We start from the raw sequence: 21,471 nt of genomic DNA on the forward strand, positions 1-21,471 counted from the left end.
GTTGAAGGTGTAGATGAATTAGAAAAAGTTGTTTATTATATAAGAGAATTTAAAGTACCGGAGGAGAATTTTAAAATCAATTTAAAGATTGCAAGAGGTCTTGATTATTATACCGGTACCGTTTATGAAACTATATTAAATGAATATCCTTCCATAGGGTCCGTTTGTTCAGGTGGGAGATATGATAATCTTGCAGATTATTATACTAAGGAGAAGCTTCCCGGTGTAGGAATTTCTATAGGGTTAAGCAGATTATTCTATCAGCTTAACGAAGCCGGTTTAATGAAAAAGGAGAATTCTACCTTAACTGAAGTCCTTGTAATACCAATGGATGATAATGCATCTTATGCTATTAAATCAGCAAATAAGCTTAAAGAATATGGAATAATATCAGAGGTATATTTTGAAGAAACCAAATTTGCTAAAAAGCTCAACTATGCTAATAAGCTTGGAATTCCATACGTAATTATTATAGGAAGCGATGAAATTGAAAGCGGAAAGCTAACTTTAAAAAATATGCAAAGCGGAGAACAATTTAAGTACTCAATTGAAGAGATAGTAAATTCTATCAAAAAAAGCTAAAAAAGAACATTATGTTTTGTCTTCTTCTTTGATAATATTAGCTTTTGTATAAAATTTTATATACAGTGAATAAAAATCGCATTTTAAAGAAGATTATAATATATAATTCCAAATAATTAAATTGAGTGGTAGAATAATAACAGAGACACTTGAAGCTTAGCAATTTATGATAAGCTTAGTAAAAATAGTTAAAGTATAGGAGGATGTAAAATATGAAGCTTTTTATTGATACTGCTAACTTAGAAGAAATAAGAAAAGCAGAAGAAATGGGTGTAATATGTGGGGTTACAACTAATCCATCCCTTATAGCAAAAGAAGGAAGAGATTTTAAAGAAGTTATTAAAGAAATCACTTCCATAGTAGATGGTCCTATAAGTGGTGAAGTAATAGGGACTAAAGCTGAAGAAATGATAAAAGAGGGAAGAGAAATAGCTGCAATGCATAAAAACATGGTAGTTAAGCTTCCTATAACAGAAGAAGGATTAAAAGCTGTAAAAGTTCTTTCAAAGGAAGGAATAAAAACAAATGTAACCTTAATTTTTAATCCTGGTCAGGCACTTCTTGCTGCAAGAGCAGGAGCCACTTATGTAAGTCCATTTTTAGGCAGGTTAGATGACATTACTTCCGATTCTATGGGATTAATAAATTCAATAGTAAATATCTTTGAAATACATGGAATAGATACTGAAATTATCGCTGCTAGCATAAGGAATCCTATGCATATAATACATGCTGCTGAAGCAGGTGCACATATCGCAACTGTTCCATACAATGTTATAATACAAATGTTGAAACATCCTTTAACCGACAGCGGAATAGAAAAATTTATGAAGGATTGGAATTCAGTATTCAATAAATAAGGAGGAACAGTATGAATAATATAGACAATATGGCGGTAAACACTATAAGAGTACTTTCAGCTGAAGCTATTGAAAAAGCTAAATCAGGACATCCAGGTCTTCCATTGGGCTGCGCTCCAATGGCTTACACTCTATGGTCAAAACATCTAAAACACAACCCTGCAAATTCTAAGTGGGTGGACAGAGACAGATTTGTTCTTTCAGCAGGACATGGATCTATGCTTATATATTCACTTCTTCATATCTTTGGTTACGATGTATCCATGGAAGATATAAAGAATTTCAGACAGCTTCACAGCAAAGCTGCAGGACACCCTGAATATCTGCACACTGATGGAGTAGAAACCACCACAGGACCTCTTGGACAGGGCGTGGCAAATGCAGTAGGTATGGCTATGGCAGAAGCATATCTTTCAGCAAAATTCAATAGAGAAAGTTACAATATAGTAGATCACTATACTTATGTTATTGCCGGTGATGGATGCCTTATGGAGGGTATTTCCGGAGAAGCCAGTTCTCTTGCAGGTACTCTGGCTCTTGGAAAACTTATAATGCTTTATGATTCTAACAATATTTCCATCGAAGGAAACACTGATATCGCTTTCCGTGAAGATGTGGCAAAGAGATATGAAGGTTATGGCTGGCAGGTACTTAGGGTTGAAGATGGAAACAACATGGAAGAAATCAGTAAGGCTATTGAGGAAGGTAAAAAAGATACCTCAAGACCTACAATAATAATAGTTAAGAACATAATAGGCTATGGCGTTCCAAAGAAGCAGGGAAAAGCTTCAGCTCACGGCGAGCCTTTAGGAGAAGAGAATATTAAAGAATTTAAGGATTTGATTTCCTGGAACCAGGAGCCTTTTACTGTGCCTGAAGAAGTAAAGGAAGAAATGAAGGCGTTTAGAGAAAATGCAAAACAAAAGGAACAGGAATGGAATATTCTTTTCCAGGATTATAAAAAGAACTTCCCAGCTCTTGCTGAGGAATGGGAAAAATGGTTCAGCGGCAGCGTAAATGTTGATGCCCTTAATGAAGAAAGTTTTTGGACATTTGAAAAGCCAATGGCTACAAGAGAATCTTCAGGAGTTGTAATCAATAGGCTTGCAGAAATTATACCTAACATTATAGGAGGTTCTGCAGACCTGGCACCTTCTACAAAAACTTATATAAAAGATAAAGGGGATTTTTCAGCAGAAGATAGAAGCGGAGCTAACCTGCATTTCGGTGTAAGGGAACATGCTATGGCAGCTATAGGTAATGGACTATGCCTTCATGGAGGTTTAAGGCCATTTGTATCAACCTTCTTTGTATTTAGTGATTATATGAAGCCATCTATGAGGCTGTCTGCCCTTATGGGTATTCCAACTACTTATGTACTTACTCATGACAGTATAGGAGTTGGAGAAGATGGACCTACACATCAGCCTATAGAACATTTAGCAGCTTTAAGAAGTATACCTAATATGACTGTATATAGACCTGCAGATTCTAAAGAAACTGCTGCGGGCTGGTATTTAGCTGTTACAAAGAATGATGGCCCTGTATCCTTGGTCCTTACAAGACAAAAGCTTCCTTTATTCGATGAGACGGGAAAAGAAGCTCTAAAGGGTGGATACATCTTAAAAGAAAGCAGCAAAGAAACACCAGATGTTATATTAATGGCTTCAGGTTCAGAGGTTGAGCTTATCTACAATGCAGCTAAGGAGTTAGAAGAAAAAGGAATAGCAGCAAGAGTAGTAAGTATGCCTTCAATGGAGTTGTTTAATGCACAAAGCGAAGAATACAAAGAAAAGGTATTACCTTTAAATGTGAGGAAGAGAATTGCTGTAGAAGCTGCAAGCTCTTTTGGATGGCATAAATATATAGGCTAGATGGTGATATAATATCTTTAGACCATTTTGGAGCTTCAGGAAAAGCAGAGGAAATATTCAAAGAGTTTGGATTTACTGTAGAAAACATAGTAAATAAAGCGGAGCAACTTATAAATAAATAATAAAGAAAGAGGCAAAGCATATATGCTTTGTCTCTTTTTTTATAGTATATTCACAAAACCTTTAAGGATTATATGTATTTTATAAGTAAAATGTATATAAGTGAAGTTTCTTAATAAGAATGGGATGTGATAGTAATTGAAAATAATAGTTATAGGTGGAGTAGCTGCGGGAATGAGTGCAGCTGCAAAAGCTAAAAGGGTGGATAAAAATGCAGAGATTATAGTATATGAAAGGGGAGAATATATATCTTACGGCTCCTGTGGAATTCCTTATTATATTTCAGGTATAACTAAAGATTTCAATTCTCTTATTCAACGAACTCCAGAGGATTTTTATAAAAAGGATATAAAGGTTAAAACCAATCATGAAGTTATAAAAGTGTTTCCTAAAGAAAATAAACTCATAGTTAAAAATTTAAAAAATGGAGAAGTATTTGAAGATAACTTTGATAAGCTTATGGTTGCTTCTGGAGCCTCAGCTATTGTACCGCCAATTAAGGGGAAAGAACTTAAAAATGTATATACACTAAAGACCTTGGAGGATTCGATTAAGCTAAAAAAGACATTGATAAGTAAGGAGATTAAAAAGGTAGCCATTGTAGGTGGAGGATATATAGGTGTGGAACTTGCGGAATCCATGGTGAAGCTAAACAAGGAAGTGTGTATAATCGAGGCGGGAGAAAGAGTTTTAAACGTTTTTGATAAGGAGATCTCTGAATTGGTACAGGAGGAATTGAGGAGCAAAGGAGTACAGATTCGTGTAAAAGAAAAGGTAGAAGAACTTATAGGAGAAGAGTATGTAAAAGCAGTTAAAACCTCTGAGAATACTTATAATGCAGATATAGTAATAATGAGCATTGGCGTAAGGCCAAATACTGAATTTTTAAAGGACAGTGGTATTGAGCTTACTGAAAAAGGTGCTGTGATAATTGATAATTATATGAGAACTAACTATAAGAATATATATTCAGCTGGTGACTGTGCCGTTGTTTATCACAGAGTATTAAAGGAAAACACATATATTGCCCTTGCTACCACTGCTAACAAAATGGGGAAAATAGCCGGAGAAAATATGGCAGGAGGCAGCAGGAGTTTTCCCGGAACCTTAGGCAGTTCCATGTTAAAAGTTATGAAACTTCAGGCAGCCATGACAGGGATAAGCGAAGCTCAGGCAAAAGCTAAAGGAATAAACTATGAAACTAACTTTATAAAAGCTAAAAATCATGTTTCATATTATCCGGACCAAACTGATTTGTATATAAAGATTATTTATGAAAAAGATACCCACAGGCTTCTTGGTGCTCAAACCCTTGGCAAGGATGGCGCCGCATTAAGAATAGGTGTATTTGCTGCCGCTATATATAATGATATGACCTTAGAGGAAATTGCCTTAATGGATTTAGGGTATACACCTCCTTATGCAACTGCTTGGGATGCAGTTAACATATCTGCTGAAGCAACTATATAAACTAAGGTAAAAAATATTGTAATACTGATAGAACATATAAAATGAAGTGGAAAAAGGAGGAGAATAAATGAAGGTGTCAGTAACAGGTGCCAATGGATTGGTTGGACAAAATGTAATAAAACATTTAATGAAAAGTGGATATGAGGTAACTGCACTTACTAGAAATTTTTGGAAGGGATGCCCTACTGAACAGATAAATGTTGATATAAGAAATTATGATGAAGTATTCAATGCAATAAAAGGCTGCGATGCGGTTATACATCTTGCTGCTATACCTCAGCCAGATAAGGAAGATAACGATCCAAGAGTGTTTCAAAATAATGTAATGGGAGTATACAATATATTGATGGCTGCAGGCATTCAGGGAATAAAAAAGGTGGCCATAGCCTCCAGCGATTGCGCTTTAGGAGTTACCTTTGCACATAAACCTGTAGTTCCACAGTATATTCCTGTGGATGAAGAGCATCCAGCTACTCCGGATAACAGCTATGGAATATCAAAAATTGTTGGAGAACAAATTGCGGATTCCTTTGCTCATAGGTTCCCGGATATGACGATTTCAAGCCTGAGAATTACTTATGTTGCAGATGTTAAGAAGGTCAAAAATGATATGAACTTTGCTCAGGATGAAGATGTTGATTTTTATGTATGGAACCTATGGTCTTATATTGATAAAGAAGATTGTGCAAGAGCTTTTAGATTAGCTATAGAAGCGGACTTTAAAGGGCATGAAGTGTTTTATATAGCTGCGCCTAATACCAGATGTCTCACGCCAAGCATAGATTTAATTAATAAATATATGCCGAATGCAGAAGTAAGGGGAACTTTTATGGATCATGAAGGCTTTGAAAGCACAGAAAAGGCTGAAAGATTTCTTGGATTTAAGGCGGAAAATATTTGGGAAGTAAATAATGACATAGATCAAAAAGAAACTGGAATTGAAAAGATATTGGGATATTAGTGTTGAATAAATTACCCGCTGCTTTACTTGGTAAGCAGCGGGTAATTTATTTGTTATTTATCTGCTACTGGATTTTTTTATATAAGAATTATTTAAAATAATATAATATCATGAAAATATTTTTTTAGTGTAATATGTGTACTAATTGAAAGAAAAATCTCTAATTTACATTTAAAGATATAAAGAATAAGAATGCTTTAATAGAATATAAAACTCTAAATTAACGAATAATTAAAAACAACAAAAACACACAAAAGTAATCTTTAAAACAACTAAAAACATTTACATATGGATATTGACAAAAAAACCACACTTATGTTAATATTAAAACAACAAAAACACAAATAAAACAATACTTAACAACTAAAATAAAGAAAGGGGCTGAAGCGTATATGGGCAAATTTGATAAGTACTTTTTGATGAATGAAGAAGATATAATGGAATATGTACAAGAAAAGTATGATTTCTTCAAAAAAGATGCAAAACTAAAATGTAAAGAAATTGGAGACGGAAATTTAAATTATGTATTTAGAGTTATGGATGAAGATGGAAAATCCGTAATCTTAAAACACTCAGGTGTGGAAACACGCAGCAAATCAGGGAGAATTGTTGATACTGATAGAAATAGAATTGAAGCTGAAATATTAATGCACCAGGCAAAGTATGCAAAAGAGTATGTGCCAAAAGTATATGGTTATGATTCAGTGATGTGTTGCTGTGCAATGGAAGATTTAAAGGAATATGAGATTATGAGAAATGCTCTTTTAAATTATAAAACTTTTCCAAATTTCGCAGATCAAATTACAACTTACTTAGTTAATATTTTATTACCGACTACAGATATAGCTATGGATCATAAAGAAAAAAAAGGAATGGTAAAAAAATATATCAATCCAGATTTATGTGATATAAGTGAACAACTTGTTTATTCAGAAGCTTTACAAAACTTTAGTAATAAAAATTATACAATTGACGAAATGAAAGATTATGTTCGCAAGGAAATCTATGAAGATAGGGAATTAGTTTTAGAAGGAACAAAATTAAAGTTTGGCTTTATGAATAATGCACAAGCTTTAATTCATGGAGATTTACATTCAGGTTCTATATTCGTAACAAATAAAGAGACAAAAGTGTTTGATCCGGAATTTGCATTCTATGGGCCAATAGGATATGACTTGGGAAATGTTATTGCTCACTTAATTTTTGCATTGTATCATGCTGAAGCTACTTTAGATGATAGTAGCAAAAAAGAAATGTTTATTTCATGGGTTAAAGAAAGTATTAGAAATATAGTAGATTTATTTGTTGAGAAGATAAATGCAAAGTATGATGAGATAGTTAAAGAAGAGTTAGCTAAAACAGAAGAATTTAAAAAGTACTATATTGAAGGCATTCTAAGTGACGCAGCCGGAACTATGGGGATGGAAATTATTAGAAGAATTGTTGGGGTTGCAAAAGTTAGAGATTTAACAAATATAAGTAATTCTGAGGCAAGGGCAGCAGTTGAAAGAAAAATGATTAGTATTTCAAAAAATGCAATTAAGAAACGTTCATTATTTTTAAATGGACAAGCTTATATAGAAGAAATAAATAAGCATAATTAGGGGAAATAATTATGAAAATAGAAAAAGCATTATTTGGATTGACTGAGAAAAATGAAAAAGTATTTATTTTTACTATTACAAATAACAAAGGTAATGTTGTTAAAATTTTAAACTATGGATGCATTATACAATCTATATTGATAAAGGATAAAAATAACAAGTTAACAGATGTGGTTATGGGCTTTGATACAATTGAAGACTATGATAGTGCAGGTGGATTTATTGGAGCCCTTGTGGGAAGATGTGCAAATCGTATTAATGATTCTAGGTTTGAACTTAATAACCAAGAATATAAGCTTTTTGCAAATGAAGGGAAAAATCATCTGCATGGTGGTAAAGAAGGATTTAATAAGAAGGTTTTTGATTACGTAATTTTAGAAGACGGTTTGTTACTAAAATATATTAGCCCAGACGGAGAAGAAAATTACCCAGGAGAATTAGAGTTGGAGGTAATTTATAGATGGACCGATAATAATGAATTACTTAGTGAGTATAAAACAATTTCAGATAAGGATACAGTTGTTAATTTAACAAATCACTCATACTTCAACTTAAATGGGCTAGATAATGTAGATTCATTTTCTCAAGAATTACAAATAAATTCAAAGTACATAACACCACTTGGAAGTAATGGTCTTTTAACAGGAGAAATTATAAAAACTGAAAACACAGTATTTGATTTTAGTAAGTTAACTAAAATAGAGAATTTATTTGATGAGGAAGAACTGCAAATAAAATATGCTAATGGATATGATCATAACTTTGTTTTAGATGGAGAAGAAGTGTCTGCTATTCTATATGGAGATAACAGTGGGATTGAAATGAAGCTTTCTACTGATGCTGTTGGATTACAATTTTATAGTGGCAACTATATAAGAGAACATATTGGAAAATATGGTATAAAGTATGGGAAAAGAATGGGAATTTGTTTAGAACCTCAGTATTTTCCAAATAGCATAAACTTTACACATTTTAAAAAGCCTATTCATCTTAAGGGGAAGAGGTACAATATGAAAATAAATTATTCATTTAATATAAAAAATTAGGGGGATAAATAATAATGAACACGAACATAAAAGAAGGAAAGAAGAAATGGTGGCAAAAGATGCCGGATACATATGTAATACTGTTTCTAATAGTAGTCGCAGCAGCAGTACTTACATATATATTGCCTGCAGGATCTTTCATAAGAGAGACCGTTGAAGGGGTTTCGAGACCGGTGGTTGTTCCAGGCTCTTACAAAGTAGTTGAGTCAAATCCAACAGGGTTATTTGATTTATTTGTAGCTATTCCAAAGGGAATGAGTGCATCAGCAAATATTATTTTTATAATTATTTTATCTACGGGAGCTTTTGCTGTTATTAATAAGACAGGAGCACTTGAAAATGGTGTTGGTTCTTTATTAAGATTCATAAAGAAAAGTAATGTTCCAGGAACACTAGTTATTTGGATAATGACATTTATATTTGCTTCTCTTGGTTTGATTGTTGGCCCGGAAATACAAATTCCATTTACTTTAATAGGTGTATCAATAGCTCTTGGCCTTGGCTATGATTTAATAGTTGGTCTAGCTATGGTAATGGGAGGCGGATACATGGGATGGGCTATGGGTCCAATAAATGCTTCAATTATAGGAACAGCTCACTCTGTAGTTGGGTTACCTGCTTTTTCAGGTTTTGGATTCCGTATGTTATTATGGTTTGTTACAACATGTGTAGTAGCATCAGTAATATCGTTATATGCTAAAAAAATATCAAAAGATCCGAATAAGAGTCTTGTTAAAGGTATAAACACAGAAGGTTTAGGTTTTGAAAAGAGCTTTGATGAATATAAAGTAACAGCAAAACATGTGAGAGTACTCCTTGTACTATTAGCAATGTTCTTTGCAATAGTAATTGGTGCAAGTAAATTTGGGTGGTATTTAGATGAAATGAGTGCAGTATTTATAATAGGTGGACTTGCTGCAGGTTATTTATATGGATTAAAAACAAAAGATATTATTGATGGATTTACATTAGGAGCTAAAAACACAGCAAGTATTGCTTTAGTAGTTGGTATAGCACGAGCAATTCAAATTGTATTAGAAAACGGAATGATTATGGATACCATTATAAATTCAATTTCAGAGCCATTATCAGCATTAAGTCCAACTCTTGCAGGAATTGGTATATCTCTTATTACTGCTATTGTTCACTTCTTTATACCATCAGGAAGTGGATTAACAGTTACAATGATGCCAATTTTATCACCACTTGGAGAATTATTAAACATGACTCAGCAAACAACAGTTTTAGCTATGCAAGCTAGAGCCACCATACCTAATGTTATTCTTCCAACAGTTGGAGCAACTATAGCTATGTGTGGTCTTGCAAGAGTACCATTTGAAAAATGGGTTAAATTTGCACTTAAATTAGTTTTAGCAGTATTCGTTGTATCATGGATATTCATATTTATAGCAGTTAAGATAAACTACGGACCATTCTAAAAAGTATAAAAACATAACAAAGAGCGGTATCTAATACTGCTCTTTGTATAAATGAGTAGGATTTTCAGTAGTATCCCAAATAGTAATGTTATTAACTTTTGCATATTCTATCCAGTCATTATCAACAGGGGAGTCTGTAATAATATGATTAATATCTTTTAAAGAAGCAATGTATGAAAATGATACACGATTAAATTTAGAGTGGTCAGCTACTAGGAAAGTATTTTTTGAACGGCTTAATACAATTTCTTTTATAACTGCATCATTATCATTAGAGTCAGTGATACCTTCTTCGATACTTAAAGAGCGGCAAGATATAAATGCTTTATCAAAGTAATACTTACTTAAAGATTGTATTGCATTTCTACCTATAAAGCATTTCCTGGAGGTAGACAAAGAACCACCGACGCTTATAACTTGAATGTTTGAATGCTCACTTAGCAAGTTAATAATACTTAAAGAGTTGGTGACAATTGTAAGGTTTAGATCGAGAATTTCTTTACAAATATGAAAAGATGTTGTTGATGAATCTAAATAAATTACATCATTATTTTTAATGAAATGCTTAGACTGTATAGCTATTTGCTGTTTATTCTCAACAAATATGTTTTCAAGAACTGTATTGCTAACAGTACTTGCAACACGATTTTCTATAATAGCACCACCGTGTGTCCTGGTAAGAATGCCTTCTTCTTCAAGAATTTTAAGGTCTCTCCTTATAGTTTCTTCACTGACTGAAAAGGACTGTGAAAGATCGATTACTGAAACATTCTTCTTTGTAAGTATCATTTTTTTGATTTGTTCACGACGAACTGCTGGAATCATATGTATAAACCTCTCTTTTAATTTATTATATAAAATATTTTAATATACCAAACAAAAACAGTCAATAATTAATAAAAAACCACATTGACTAAAAGAAATTGTGGAGGAATTATTATGGAGAATAAGAAAAATAAATGGTATAGCAAAATGCCTAATACTTATGTGATATTATTTGCAATCATTATTTTTGCCACAGCCTTGACATGGATAATACAGCCAGGAGCCTTTGAAAGAGTTGCTGTAGAAGGAACAAATAGATTAGTTATTGTTCCGGGAACTTTCCATGAGGTAGATGGAAATCCAGCAGGGATTTTTGAGATGTTTACTGCTATTCCTAAGGGATTACAAGCAGCTTCAAATATTATATTTATGATATTAATTTCATCAGGGGCTTTCAAAATAATTAATTCAACTGGAGCATTGGAAAACAGTATAGGGGTTTTGCTTAGGAAAATAAATAAGTCAAAAATTCCATCAAGTGCAGTAGTTTATATTGTTACATTTTTATTTTCTTGTTTAGGATTAGTAGTTGGACCTGAAATTCAGATTCCATTTACAGTTATTGGAGTCTCCATAGCTTTGGGACTTGGATATGACTTAATTGTTGGACTGGCAATGATAGTTGTAGGAGGAGGAATAGGTTTTGCACTTGGACCAATTTGTGCCTCTACAATAGGTACATCTCAGGCTATAGCGGGATTACCACTATTTTCAGGAATGCTGCTTAGAACAGTTTGCTGGCTAACGGCAACAATTGCAGGTGCAAGTGTTATTGTATGGTATGGAAATAAGGTTAAAAAAAATCCTGAGAAAAGTTTAGTTAATGGAATTAGCACAGAAGGGCTTGGTTTTTCGAAAAATTTCGATGAATATACAATAAATAAAAAGGATAAGTATGTTTTATTAGCGTTACTTGGATTATTTATCGCTTTAATTATTGGACCAATAAAGTATGGCTGGTATCTTGATGAAATGATGACTGCATTTTTGGTGGTTGCTATTATTGTTGCCATTATTACCAAAATGCCAATTAATAAGGCTATAGATATCTTTACAAGTGGAGCTGGTGTGATGTTTGGTGCAGCCATGATGGTTGGTCTTGGTCGTGCAATACAAATTATCCTTGAAAATGGTAATATCCTAGATAGTGTTATTTATGGACTCTCACAAAAATTAGATATGTTTGGCAAATATTCTTCAGCAATTATAATGACAATAATACATGGGCTAATAAATTTTTTAATACCATCAGGAAGTGGACAAGCTGCAGCTACAATACCTATTATGTTCCCATTAGGAGAGGTAGTTGGGCTTACAAATCAAGTTAGCATTTTAGCCTTCCAAATTGGAGACGGCATAACAAATATAATTTATCCAACACTAGGGTCACTTATGGCAATGTGTGGACTTGCACGTGTTCCTTTTGGAAAGTGGGTAAAGTTTGCATATAAGGTAGTTTTAATTGTATACGCAGTTACATGGGTGTTTTTACTGTTTGCAGTGAAGATAAATTGGGGACCATTTTAAAAATTACACTAAAAAAGGAGAAAGAAATGAAAGAGTGGAATGAAATTAAAAAAAGAGTAAAAGAAGTAGCTACGAGAGCATATAAAGAGGGTCTAGTAGCTGGAACTAGTGGAAATGTAAGTTATTATGATAGGGAAAGCAATAAAGTATTTATTACACCAACAAATGGTGATTATTTAGCAATGAAACCAGAAGATATTGTTGTGATTAACTTAGATGGAGAAGTTGTAGAAGGAAAGTTTAAGCCATCTTCAGAATGGTTGTTACATGTTGAACTTTATAAACATTATGATCATGTTAATTCAGTAATACACACCCACTCACCATATGCAACAGGATTTGCAATTGTAGATGAAAAAATTCCTCTAATATTAGTTGAGATGTTGCCTTTCTTAGGGGGAGATATACCAGTGGCTAGATTTGGAATGCCCGGAACTTCAGAAGTTGGATTACATGCAGTTGATGTTATGGCAAATAGAAATGCAGCTTTACTTCAAAATCATGGAGTTGTAGCTGTAGGTAATACTCCAGAGCAAGCATACATACGAGCTATTTACGTTGAAGATGCAGCAAAGGCATATCATTATGCAAAGCTTATGGGAGAGCCACAGATGGTACCAGAGAAAGCGCAAGATATATTAAGGGAAAGATATAATTTGAAAAAGTAGGTGGTTTATATGATAAAAACATTTGCAGCAGCACCAATGAGTTTATTTGGATATGGTTCGAGAAAAGAGCTAATACCTTTACTAAAAAGGGAAGGAGTAAAGAAGGCGCTTGTTGTTACAGATAAGGTTCTGTTTGAAATAGGAATAGTTAGTAAAATTACAGAAGTATTGGATGAAGCACAAATTGCATATACCATATATAAGGATGTTACTCCTAATCCAACTTTAGATAATGTGGAAAACGGCAGTGCTAGGTACAAAGAAGAAAATTGTGACTTTATTGTGGCTATTGGTGGAGGATCTGCAAATGACTGCGCTAAGGCAATAAATGTTTTAATATCAAATGGTGGAAGTATTAAAGATTACCAAGGTGGAAATAAGAGTAAAAATAAAGGCAAGTTGCTGGTTGCAATAAATACAACAGCGGGTACTGCTAGTGAAATTTCAAGAGCTTATTTAATTAGCGATGAAAAGGAAAAAAGAAAGCTAATATTTAAGGATGATTATGCAATGCCGTCTATAGCAGTTAATGACATAGAACTTATGATGGGATTACCTAAGAGTATAACTGCTCAAACAGGGATGGATGCATTAACACATGCTATTGAAGGATTAGTTTCTAAAAATAATTCGGTTTTAACTAATATTTTAGCAATTAAAGCCATTGAACTCATTTATAAATATCTGCCTAAAGCTGTAGAAGATTTAGGTAATGTGGAAGCAAGAGATGCTATGGCTTATGGTCAATACATAGCAGGATTAAGCTTTGGTAATGCAGGGTTAGGCTTGGTACATGCTATGGCTCATCAAATAGGAGCAACTTATAATTTACCACATGGTTTATGTAATGCGGTATTATTGCCAGAAATAATGGAATTCAATAAAAATTCATGTATAAAGGACTATGCTTTAATTGCAGAAAGCATAAAACCTATAGAATGCATAAACATGACAGAGAAAGAAAAAGCAAGTTATGCAGTTAGATTAATTAAAGAGTTATCAGAAAGAGTTGGAACTTCACAATCTTTAACTGATATTGGAGTTAAGGAAGAGGATATTGATATATTGGCAGAAAAATCTCTTCAAGATGGTTGTATTTTTACATCGCCAGTTATGCCAACTAAGGAAGAAATAATAAATATATTAAGAAGGCTAATGTAATTGGAGGAAGTTAAAATGATAAGAGCAGATAAAGATCTAGCATTTATGCTTCAATATGAAAATGTTGCATGGTATGAAGAGGGAAAAGTTAGCATATTAGATAGAAGAATTTACCCAACAAAAGTTGAATTTGTTATATGTAAGCATCACTCAGAAGTGGCACAAGCAATTACGGATATGGTAACTCAAAGTGCAGGACCTTATTTAGCGGCAGGAATGGGGATGGCTTTAGCTGCATATGAATGCAAAAATATGTCTAAAAATGAGCAATTAGAATATTTGAAAAAGGCTGCATATACGTTATCGCATGCAAGACCAACTACAGCAGCTCGTATGGAGATTATTACAAAAAAATGTTATGAAGAAGCAGTTCAAGCTTTAGAAAATGGTAAAGAAACTGATCAATCAATATTTTTACATACATTAGAAGAAATAAATAATAAGTACTTAAGAATAGGAGAAGTAGCAAAGTATTTAGTTGATATGTTTCCGGATAAGGGAACAGTATTAACTCAATGTTTTGGGGAAACTATTGTTGGGTTAATGCTTAAGGAAGCTAAGTTAAGAAAAAAAGATATTAAGATTATGTGTGCAGAGACAAGACCATATTTTCAAGGGGCCAGGCTCACTGCAAGCGTTGCTTATGATCAGGGATTTGATGTAACAGTTGTAACAGATAATATGATAGCTTATGCCATGAAAAATGGATTAATAGATTTATTTACATCAGCTGCTGATGCAATATCTTTAGATGGACATGTTGTTAATAAGGTAGGAACATATCAAATTGCTATACTATGCAAGCATTTTGGAATACCTTACTTTGCAACAGGTATTCCTGACAAATCCCATGAAGACATAAACTCTGTTCATATTGAAATGAGAGATGGGGATTTTGTTCTTCAGGCAATGGGAGTAAGAACAGCTATGGAAGGTGTTAAGGGACTATATCCATCCTTTGATATTACGCCACCTGAGCTAGTTAGTGGAATTGTAACTAATAAGGGTATTTATTCAGCATATGATTTAAACAGATATTATAAGTAGTTGATTTTTAAGCAGTAAACAAAATAAAGAAAAAGACTATGTAAATATTTAGGCTACAAAAAATCAAAGTTTTTAATTGGGAACGTTAGAAGACTTTTTACAGAAATTTTCTAACGTTCTCGTAATTAGCTTATAATTTATTTGTTAATGTGATAATTATAAATCATTTTAGAAATTTCAGCTATTTTCTCATGTGCATTCTCAATATTATAAGTATATACTACTAAAATATAGGGGTTTTCAGTAAAAATAATACCTACATCATTTACATAATAATCATACTCACCGGTTTTATGTGCAGATATATCCTGAGGAATATATTTGTCAATTCTGTCATGAAATACTGTACCTTTCATAACGTCAATTAAATGGGCATAATTACTGTTTGTCCTGTTATCATAAAGATATTTCAAAATAGTAAATTCACCTTGAGGGGTGATATAATTGCCGGAAGTATCCATGTTTATACCAAACTTTTTATTTACCATACTCCTAACTTTTTTATATCCTCCCAGTGTTCTGAATAGCATATTAGTTGCAATATTATCAGAATATATTATGGAATAATCCAGAAGCTCTTGAATTTTAAAAGGCTGTGATTTATCCTGATTCTGAAGTATTCCTGTACCGTCTTCATTATCTGACTCCTTGTACTTTATAGAGTCATCTAAAGATAACCTTCCTTTTTCTGCCCAGTCATAGGCAATCATATTAAGCTGAACCTTAACAGTGCTGGCAGCTAAAAAAATTTTATTTTCATTTATGGATATTTTCTCTCCGGTGCTGGTATCATAATATATAAATCCTAAGCTGTTTAAGTCTGCTCCCATATAATTTTTTATGTTATTTTCCATTTCTTTCAAAAGAGTTTCGGCTTCTGAAGCTGTTGATTTATTATGCTGTGAGCCTTCTGATAGTTTATTATCAGCTTCATAGCCTTCCTTGGAAACCTCTTCAGAGTTTATGTAAGAATCTAATTCAGAGGAGTTTTCATCTGAATTCACAGAGGGATTTTGCTGTTTATCAGCAGCACTGACACCTTCAGCTTTTGATTTGTTGGTATGAGGATGGTTGTCCATTGCAGATATTTTAGAGTTAATCAGCATTATCCCTGTAAGGGACAATGTAAGAATGAAAGCAGTAACTATTAAATTTTTGGTGAGAATTGTTTTTTTTCTCTTTTTCTTCTTCATGCCAGTAACACCTCCTAATTATATGGTAATATACTTTAACTGTAAGTTAAAGCTTCCTGAATTTTCTTAAAAAAATGTTTAATATTATTACTGAAATTTTAATAAAAGAGTGATAACATATTTATTAATATGTGAGAGTTACACATATATTAGAATAGACAACTCATTACAATATGTATAAATAATAAAAGATTAAATGTTTGAAAATTTTAAAAGAGTGTTAATGCTGGGAGGAGAATGTTTGATGAGTGATATTATAGATTTTAATGAGCTTAAAAATAAAGCTAATGAAAAAGATGTAGATAAATTTGAACAGTATATATATGGGCTTTATTATTCTATGTCCTCGGGAGACATAACTATGGCAGAGGTGTCTAACAAAATAAGGGAATATATGGAGCATAATAATATTTCTGAGGAGAAACTCTTTAATATTCAGAAAAAGCTCATGGATAGATATGGAGTAGACATGGATTCGTTAAATAATCAGATGAAAAACTTTGGGATAGATATGGATAAATTAGGTATAGACCCCAAAAGTCCAAATTACGAAGCCTTTAGGAAAAGTGCTAGCTTTTATGAAAAATATAAAGAGAGAATTGCAGCAAAATCCTTTACTACCTATACTATTAAAAACAGCGTAAATGAATTGGAAATTTTAATTGCAGAAAGCGATATTATATTGAAAAGCTATAAAAATATAGATTTAAAGGATGTAGAACTAAATGAATTCCTGGTTTCTTACAAAAAAGTTATAAACAACAAAGAATTAACTATAACTATATGTGAAAACACTTCTACTTATCAATACTAATATAAATAGATATTTGACTTTTATAAACTATTTTTCAATAGCCTTTATTCTGCCTCCGATAAACCTTAAGTAAAAAAATATTGATTAAATTTTAACAATATGTTAACATTAATTTGACTCCGTTAACATACTTATTATGTTAATTATAAGGAGCGTGCAAATTACACTATAATTAAAACAGTCTACCAACGATATAAGTAACAAATAAGGTATGACATTAGGAGGACAAGGAATTATGAAAAAGAAATTAGTTGTGTTATTATCAGGAATTGTTATGGCTGCAGCGTTAACAGGCTGCGGAGGAGCATCCTCATCCGATGAAGGAAAGATATCCTTAAAAGATGCAAAGACAGACAGCATATCTAAAGCTTCAACAAAAGTTTTTTATGAAAAAGGATCATTAACTGGACAAGCTTTAGTGGATTCTATTAATAAGAGAGAAGGTTCTGTAACTATAGCTACAACAAATCCAGACGGATCACCAAACCTTGCAGTTGCTGTTCCTGGAGCTATAAATGATAAATATTTAGTAATGGGACTTGCTCCAAACCAAACTTTAGAGAACTTTAAAAACCACAAAATAGGAGTAATAAGTTACTACATTTATAATCCTGCAGCTCAAGAAAAGAACGACAGAAATAAGGGTGCAAGGTTAGTTGTTAAGATGGTTGAGGATAAGGATACAAAAGAAAAGCTTAAAAAGGAAGCTGGAGAAAAGGCTAATGACAATTCGTTATTCTTAGAAATAGTTGAGGTTAAACCTTTAGGATAATATTTATAATTTATAAAAAAAGAGTTTAAGGATAAAAAATCTTTAAACTCTTTTTTTATGGAAATTTTATTTTTAATTTACGAAATGAAATTTATCATCAAATTGAAAATCTAAATTTATAGAAAGAGAATTTATCTTTTTAAGTATCCTGTTTTTTTCAGTTCCTGATGCTGGAGTAGGACAGTAGTCATTTTTGTGGTTCACAGAAGATATGGAGGCAGGTATTACTTTGACACCGGTATTTTCAAGATTGCTTCCTTTAAATTTGTAAAGCACCTGAACTATCATAGTATCTTTATCAGAAGGATTACTGTTTCCTCCAAAAGCAAAATTTCCTAAAGAATAGAAAATATATTTATCCTTATATTTTTCCACACTTTGAACCACATGGGGGTGATGACCGATTATTAGATCTGCACCATTGTCTACAGCAAAATGAGCCATATTTTTTTGAATGGAATAGGGCTTGTAATCTCTTTCTATACCCCAATGAGCGTTTAATATAACTATAGCACCCTGAGACTTTAGCTCCTGAATGTCCTTCTGAATTTTTGTTTTTAAACTGGAGCCTTCATTCCAGATTTCATAACCAAGGAATCCAAACTTAATTCCTTTAATATCGGTTATATATTTATGCCCTGCACCGAAATATTTGATGTTCTCACCTTCTAAAGCTTTTTTAGTATCTTTAAAGCCTGTTTCACCATAATCGAAGGTGTGGTTATTGGCAAGATTTACCGCTTCTATAGACCCTGAGGTAAGGGCATTTGCAAGTTCTGGATCGCCTTTAAAATTAAACTGTTTATTGGTGTTTATTTTATCATGCCTTGTAAGCGGTCCTTCTAAATTTACAATAGTTAAATCGTCCTTTTCAAAAATAGGCTTTACATTTTTAAAAAAATAGGAATAGTCATTATTCTTTGATTTAAGCATTGCTGGCAGAGAAGTAGATTGATTAAATTTTTTATCAGTGCCTAAAGTAGAATCTCCGGCAAAGCTTAAAAGAATTTCTTTTTCCTCATTATCCTTCTTACTTTCTGAAGATTTATCTTTATTCTCTACTAAATTTTGAGGGGCTTGTACAGGTTTTGATTCAGAATCATTACTTAAGTCTCTTTTTGAATTATGGAGACATCCCCCAAAAAACACTGAAGCAGATAGCACAAGAAGAAAAAATATCATTATTTTAAATTTGTTTTTTAACACAAATCACACCACCTTTTGATATGTATATTAATTGTAAAGTATATTTGTCTAATTTACAATTTATTAATAATTGTTGAGCGTAAATTTAACAGCTTTATTGTTTTATTGTAACGATATATTATTTAATTACGTATATAATAGTGAAAAGTATAAATAAGCAGGGTAAAGATTCCAAAGCTTCTAAGGGGTGAAATAGTTGAACGAAGATTTAAAGCTTGTGAAAGAGGTATTAAGCGGCAATATAGATAGCTTTAATATACTAGTAAATAAATATGAACTTATGGTGTTAAAATATGTATATAGCTTTTTAAAGGACAAAGAAGCTTCGGAAGATATTACTCAGGAAGTTTTTATAACAGTTTATAATAAACTATATACCTATAATTCCCGATATAAGTTTTCAAATTGGATAATTCAAATTGCAAAAAATAAATGTATTGATTATGTAAGAAAATATAGAAGGGTGTATGAAGCTAATTTAGAAGATGTACATGAACTTAAATCTAAAGCTCCACAGCCGGAAGAGCAGGCAGAATTTAATGAAACCAGAAGAATGATACTTTCATTTTTAGATACCTTAGGCGAAACTGACAGACAGATTTTACTGTTAAGATACACTCAAGAGATTACTTTTTTGGATATTTCAGAAATTATGGATATAAGTGAATCTGCCGTTAAACGAAGATTTTATAAATGTAGAGATAAATTTAAAGAATTCAGAGATCAAAACCAGAATCATGGTGTAAGGGAGGTGTAGCTGATGAACTGCAGTACATTTAAAAAATATTTAAAAGATTACATGGAAGGCGAAGTTTTTCTGGAAGTCAAGGAAGCCATGGAGGAACATCTTAATGGATGTAGGGGATGTAAAAAGCTTTACGAAGAAGAAAAAAGCATAGATGATGTTTTTTATTCTGTTTTAGCAGGGGAAAATATCAGATTTAACAGTTCCAGAACAAGGATAATAAATCATATAGATAAAAAGAGATACTCAAAAAACCCTATTGTAAAAATCAAATACGCTTTTATAAAAAACAGATTTAAAGTTATAACAGCCTTTGCAGCAGCTTTGTTTATATTTACAGTCTTTAGTTCAGATATATTAAATCAGGTCCCGCGTAATAATAATATAGCAGTTAACAGTACTGACAAAATTTCAGCAAATATTGAGAATAAGACTATTAATGATAATGTTATAAAAGAAAGTACTAAGGCTATGGATACCATACCGGATTACTCGCAGTTAGCAAACAGATTAAAGGGATCTATGAAGATTGAAGAAGGTATAAGTATACCTGAGTTTATAGTTCAGCCTAGAGAACAGGGAAAAAAGTATGAATATCCTTCTTCGTGGAAAACATCACCGAGTAGAAAATTCAGTGCTTTATTAGACGGCAAGGGCGAAATGCTTGAAGAGTCAGAAATAGTAGAAGGTGTTTTTGAAGAAGGCGTTTCTACTATAGTTATAAAGGACAACAAGCTTAATCAATATAGAGATATTAATATCGTAAATAAAAGTAACCAGACTGCTGCATATTCTCCTTTATTCATTGAATGGGCTGACGATGAAAACTTATTTATAATAGTTGGTTTGGCCCATGGAACTGTGGTAAGAGGAGGAGATCTGTATCTTCTTAATATTAATACCGGAAAAACAACTTTAGTCTATAAAACTTCAAGCAACAAGGAATCCGTAGCTACAGTAAAAAAATTAGATAAAGTCTTAGAGTTAAATATGGCGGTATATGACGATGATGAATTCCTTAAGCTTCATACGGAAAAGAAAAAGATAACCTTTGACTTTATCACCATGGAAGATATGGCGAAAAATTCATTACCTCAGGTTGCGGCAGTACTAAACTTTTCTGAAGCCGTGACTTCTAAAGATTATAACAAAGCAAAATCAATGTTCCTAGCGGATTATGATAAAAACTATAAAGACAGGTTAGGTGAATTAAGCCATATAAAATCCATAAAAATTAACAAGATTATAAGGATAGACAGCACAATAAAAGACTTGCTTAAAGACTATAAAACTGCGTTAGCAGATACCTATTGTGCAGAGGTTGAATATAGCTTTGATGACGCTTATAAAGGTCCTGTAAAAAGAGGAATAAATAATCAAAGGATTATAATGGTTAAAGTAAGCGAAAAAGAGGAATGGAAAATAGCCGACATATTCACAGCTCCTCAGTCTTAAATAAAAAAACGTACTATATTTATAGTACGTTTTTTATTTTACTTATATGTATTTATAACATTAATGTTATAATATAGAATTATACTGTAAATTTATATAATA

The 21,471-nt window shown here is 32.3% G+C and carries 18 protein-coding genes and 1 pseudogene; 16 read left to right on the forward strand and 3 right to left on the reverse strand.

The window, feature by feature from the left end; translation table 11 throughout:
- The 8 genes and pseudogenes from TA89_RS00935 to TA89_RS00970 form a co-directional block, all read left to right on the forward strand.
- On the forward strand, positions 1 to 582 hold a 582-nt coding region (locus TA89_RS00935), incomplete at its 5' end, for a His/Gly/Thr/Pro-type tRNA ligase C-terminal domain-containing protein (protein ID WP_040210139.1).
- Positions 583 to 794: 212 nt separating this feature from the next.
- The gene (gene fsa / locus TA89_RS00940; protein WP_040210141.1) at positions 795 to 1,442 is read left to right on the forward strand and encodes a fructose-6-phosphate aldolase; all 648 of its coding nucleotides are present in this window, start codon (positions 795 to 797) and stop codon (positions 1,440 to 1,442) included.
- Positions 1,443 to 1,453: 11 nt separating this feature from the next.
- Positions 1,454 to 3,438 (forward strand): annotated as a pseudogene (tkt, locus tag TA89_RS00945) (transketolase).
- A gap of 136 nt (positions 3,439 to 3,574) precedes the next feature.
- Complete coding sequence (locus TA89_RS00950) at positions 3,575 to 4,906, forward strand: CoA-disulfide reductase (protein WP_040210143.1); 1,332 nt, start codon at positions 3,575 to 3,577, stop codon at positions 4,904 to 4,906.
- 67 nt (positions 4,907 to 4,973) lie between these two features.
- Entirely contained in the window at positions 4,974 to 5,867 is an 894-nt protein-coding gene (locus TA89_RS00955) for an NAD-dependent epimerase/dehydratase family protein (RefSeq protein WP_040210146.1), read from the forward strand.
- Between the two features lie 419 nt (positions 5,868 to 6,286).
- On the forward strand, positions 6,287 to 7,471 hold the full coding sequence (gene mtnK, locus TA89_RS00960) for an S-methyl-5-thioribose kinase (RefSeq protein WP_242850046.1): 1,185 nt from the start codon (positions 6,287 to 6,289) through the stop codon (positions 7,469 to 7,471).
- Between the two features lie 11 nt (positions 7,472 to 7,482).
- Positions 7,483 to 8,517, forward strand: a complete 1,035-nt coding sequence (locus TA89_RS00965) for an aldose epimerase family protein (protein WP_040210151.1) — start codon at positions 7,483 to 7,485, stop codon at positions 8,515 to 8,517.
- Positions 8,518 to 8,531: 14 nt separating this feature from the next.
- The gene (locus tag TA89_RS00970) at positions 8,532 to 9,956 is read left to right on the forward strand and encodes a YfcC family protein (protein WP_040210153.1); all 1,425 of its coding nucleotides are present in this window, start codon (positions 8,532 to 8,534) and stop codon (positions 9,954 to 9,956) included.
- A 30-nt stretch (positions 9,957 to 9,986) separates the two neighbouring features.
- Here TA89_RS00970 and TA89_RS00975 read toward each other — a convergent pair whose 3' ends face one another.
- Complete coding sequence (locus tag TA89_RS00975; protein WP_040210155.1) at positions 9,987 to 10,781, reverse strand: DeoR/GlpR family DNA-binding transcription regulator; 795 nt, start codon at positions 10,779 to 10,781, stop codon at positions 9,987 to 9,989.
- A gap of 114 nt (positions 10,782 to 10,895) precedes the next feature.
- Between TA89_RS00975 and TA89_RS00980 the strand changes: the two genes are divergently transcribed.
- Genes TA89_RS00980 through TA89_RS00995 form a run of 4 tightly spaced genes read left to right on the forward strand, consistent with a single transcriptional unit; the run spans position 10,896 to position 15,184 of the window.
- Positions 10,896 to 12,308 carry a YfcC family protein gene (locus TA89_RS00980; protein WP_040210156.1) on the forward strand — a complete coding sequence of 471 codons (1,413 nt, stop codon included), beginning with the start codon at positions 10,896 to 10,898 and terminating at the stop codon, positions 12,306 to 12,308.
- 26 nt (positions 12,309 to 12,334) lie between these two features.
- Complete coding sequence (locus tag TA89_RS00985; RefSeq protein ID WP_040210157.1) at positions 12,335 to 12,976, forward strand: class II aldolase/adducin family protein; 642 nt, start codon at positions 12,335 to 12,337, stop codon at positions 12,974 to 12,976.
- 9 nt (positions 12,977 to 12,985) lie between these two features.
- Entirely contained in the window at positions 12,986 to 14,137 is a 1,152-nt protein-coding gene (locus TA89_RS00990) for an iron-containing alcohol dehydrogenase (RefSeq protein ID WP_147590042.1), read from the forward strand.
- A 15-nt stretch (positions 14,138 to 14,152) separates the two neighbouring features.
- A complete protein-coding gene (locus TA89_RS00995) occupies positions 14,153 to 15,184 on the forward strand; it encodes a s-methyl-5-thioribose-1-phosphate isomerase (protein WP_040210159.1) in 1,032 nt (343 codons plus the stop codon).
- A gap of 137 nt (positions 15,185 to 15,321) precedes the next feature.
- Here TA89_RS00995 and TA89_RS01000 read toward each other — a convergent pair whose 3' ends face one another.
- Positions 15,322 to 16,377, reverse strand: a complete 1,056-nt coding sequence (locus tag TA89_RS01000) for a serine hydrolase (protein ID WP_052447251.1) — start codon at positions 16,375 to 16,377, stop codon at positions 15,322 to 15,324.
- 244 nt (positions 16,378 to 16,621) lie between these two features.
- Here TA89_RS01000 and TA89_RS01005 point away from each other — a divergent pair, with 244 nt between their 5' ends.
- Together TA89_RS01005 and TA89_RS01010 are read left to right on the forward strand one after the other, a co-directional pair.
- Positions 16,622 to 17,191, forward strand: a complete 570-nt coding sequence (locus TA89_RS01005; RefSeq protein ID WP_040210160.1) for a DUF3867 domain-containing protein — start codon at positions 16,622 to 16,624, stop codon at positions 17,189 to 17,191.
- Between the two features lie 235 nt (positions 17,192 to 17,426).
- Positions 17,427 to 17,963: a hypothetical protein gene (locus tag TA89_RS01010; RefSeq protein ID WP_040210163.1), complete on the forward strand. Its 537-nt coding sequence runs from the start codon at positions 17,427 to 17,429 to the stop codon at positions 17,961 to 17,963.
- A gap of 72 nt (positions 17,964 to 18,035) precedes the next feature.
- Here the strand turns inward: TA89_RS01010 and TA89_RS01015 are convergent, their stop codons facing one another.
- Complete coding sequence (locus TA89_RS01015; protein ID WP_040210164.1) at positions 18,036 to 19,169, reverse strand: CapA family protein; 1,134 nt, start codon at positions 19,167 to 19,169, stop codon at positions 18,036 to 18,038.
- A gap of 196 nt (positions 19,170 to 19,365) precedes the next feature.
- On the opposite strand from TA89_RS01015, the gene TA89_RS01020 reads away from it, so the two are divergent.
- On the forward strand, positions 19,366 to 19,926 hold the full coding sequence (locus tag TA89_RS01020) for an RNA polymerase sigma factor (RefSeq protein ID WP_040210166.1): 561 nt from the start codon (positions 19,366 to 19,368) through the stop codon (positions 19,924 to 19,926).
- Between the two features lie 3 nt (positions 19,927 to 19,929).
- Positions 19,930 to 21,369: a DUF4652 domain-containing protein gene (locus TA89_RS01025; RefSeq protein WP_040210168.1), complete on the forward strand. Its 1,440-nt coding sequence runs from the start codon at positions 19,930 to 19,932 to the stop codon at positions 21,367 to 21,369.
- Positions 21,370 to 21,471 lie beyond the last annotated feature (102 nt).

This window comes from Clostridium polynesiense (genome assembly GCF_000820705.1).
Lineage (GTDB): Bacteria > Bacillota > Clostridia > Clostridiales > Clostridiaceae > Clostridium_AA > Clostridium_AA polynesiense.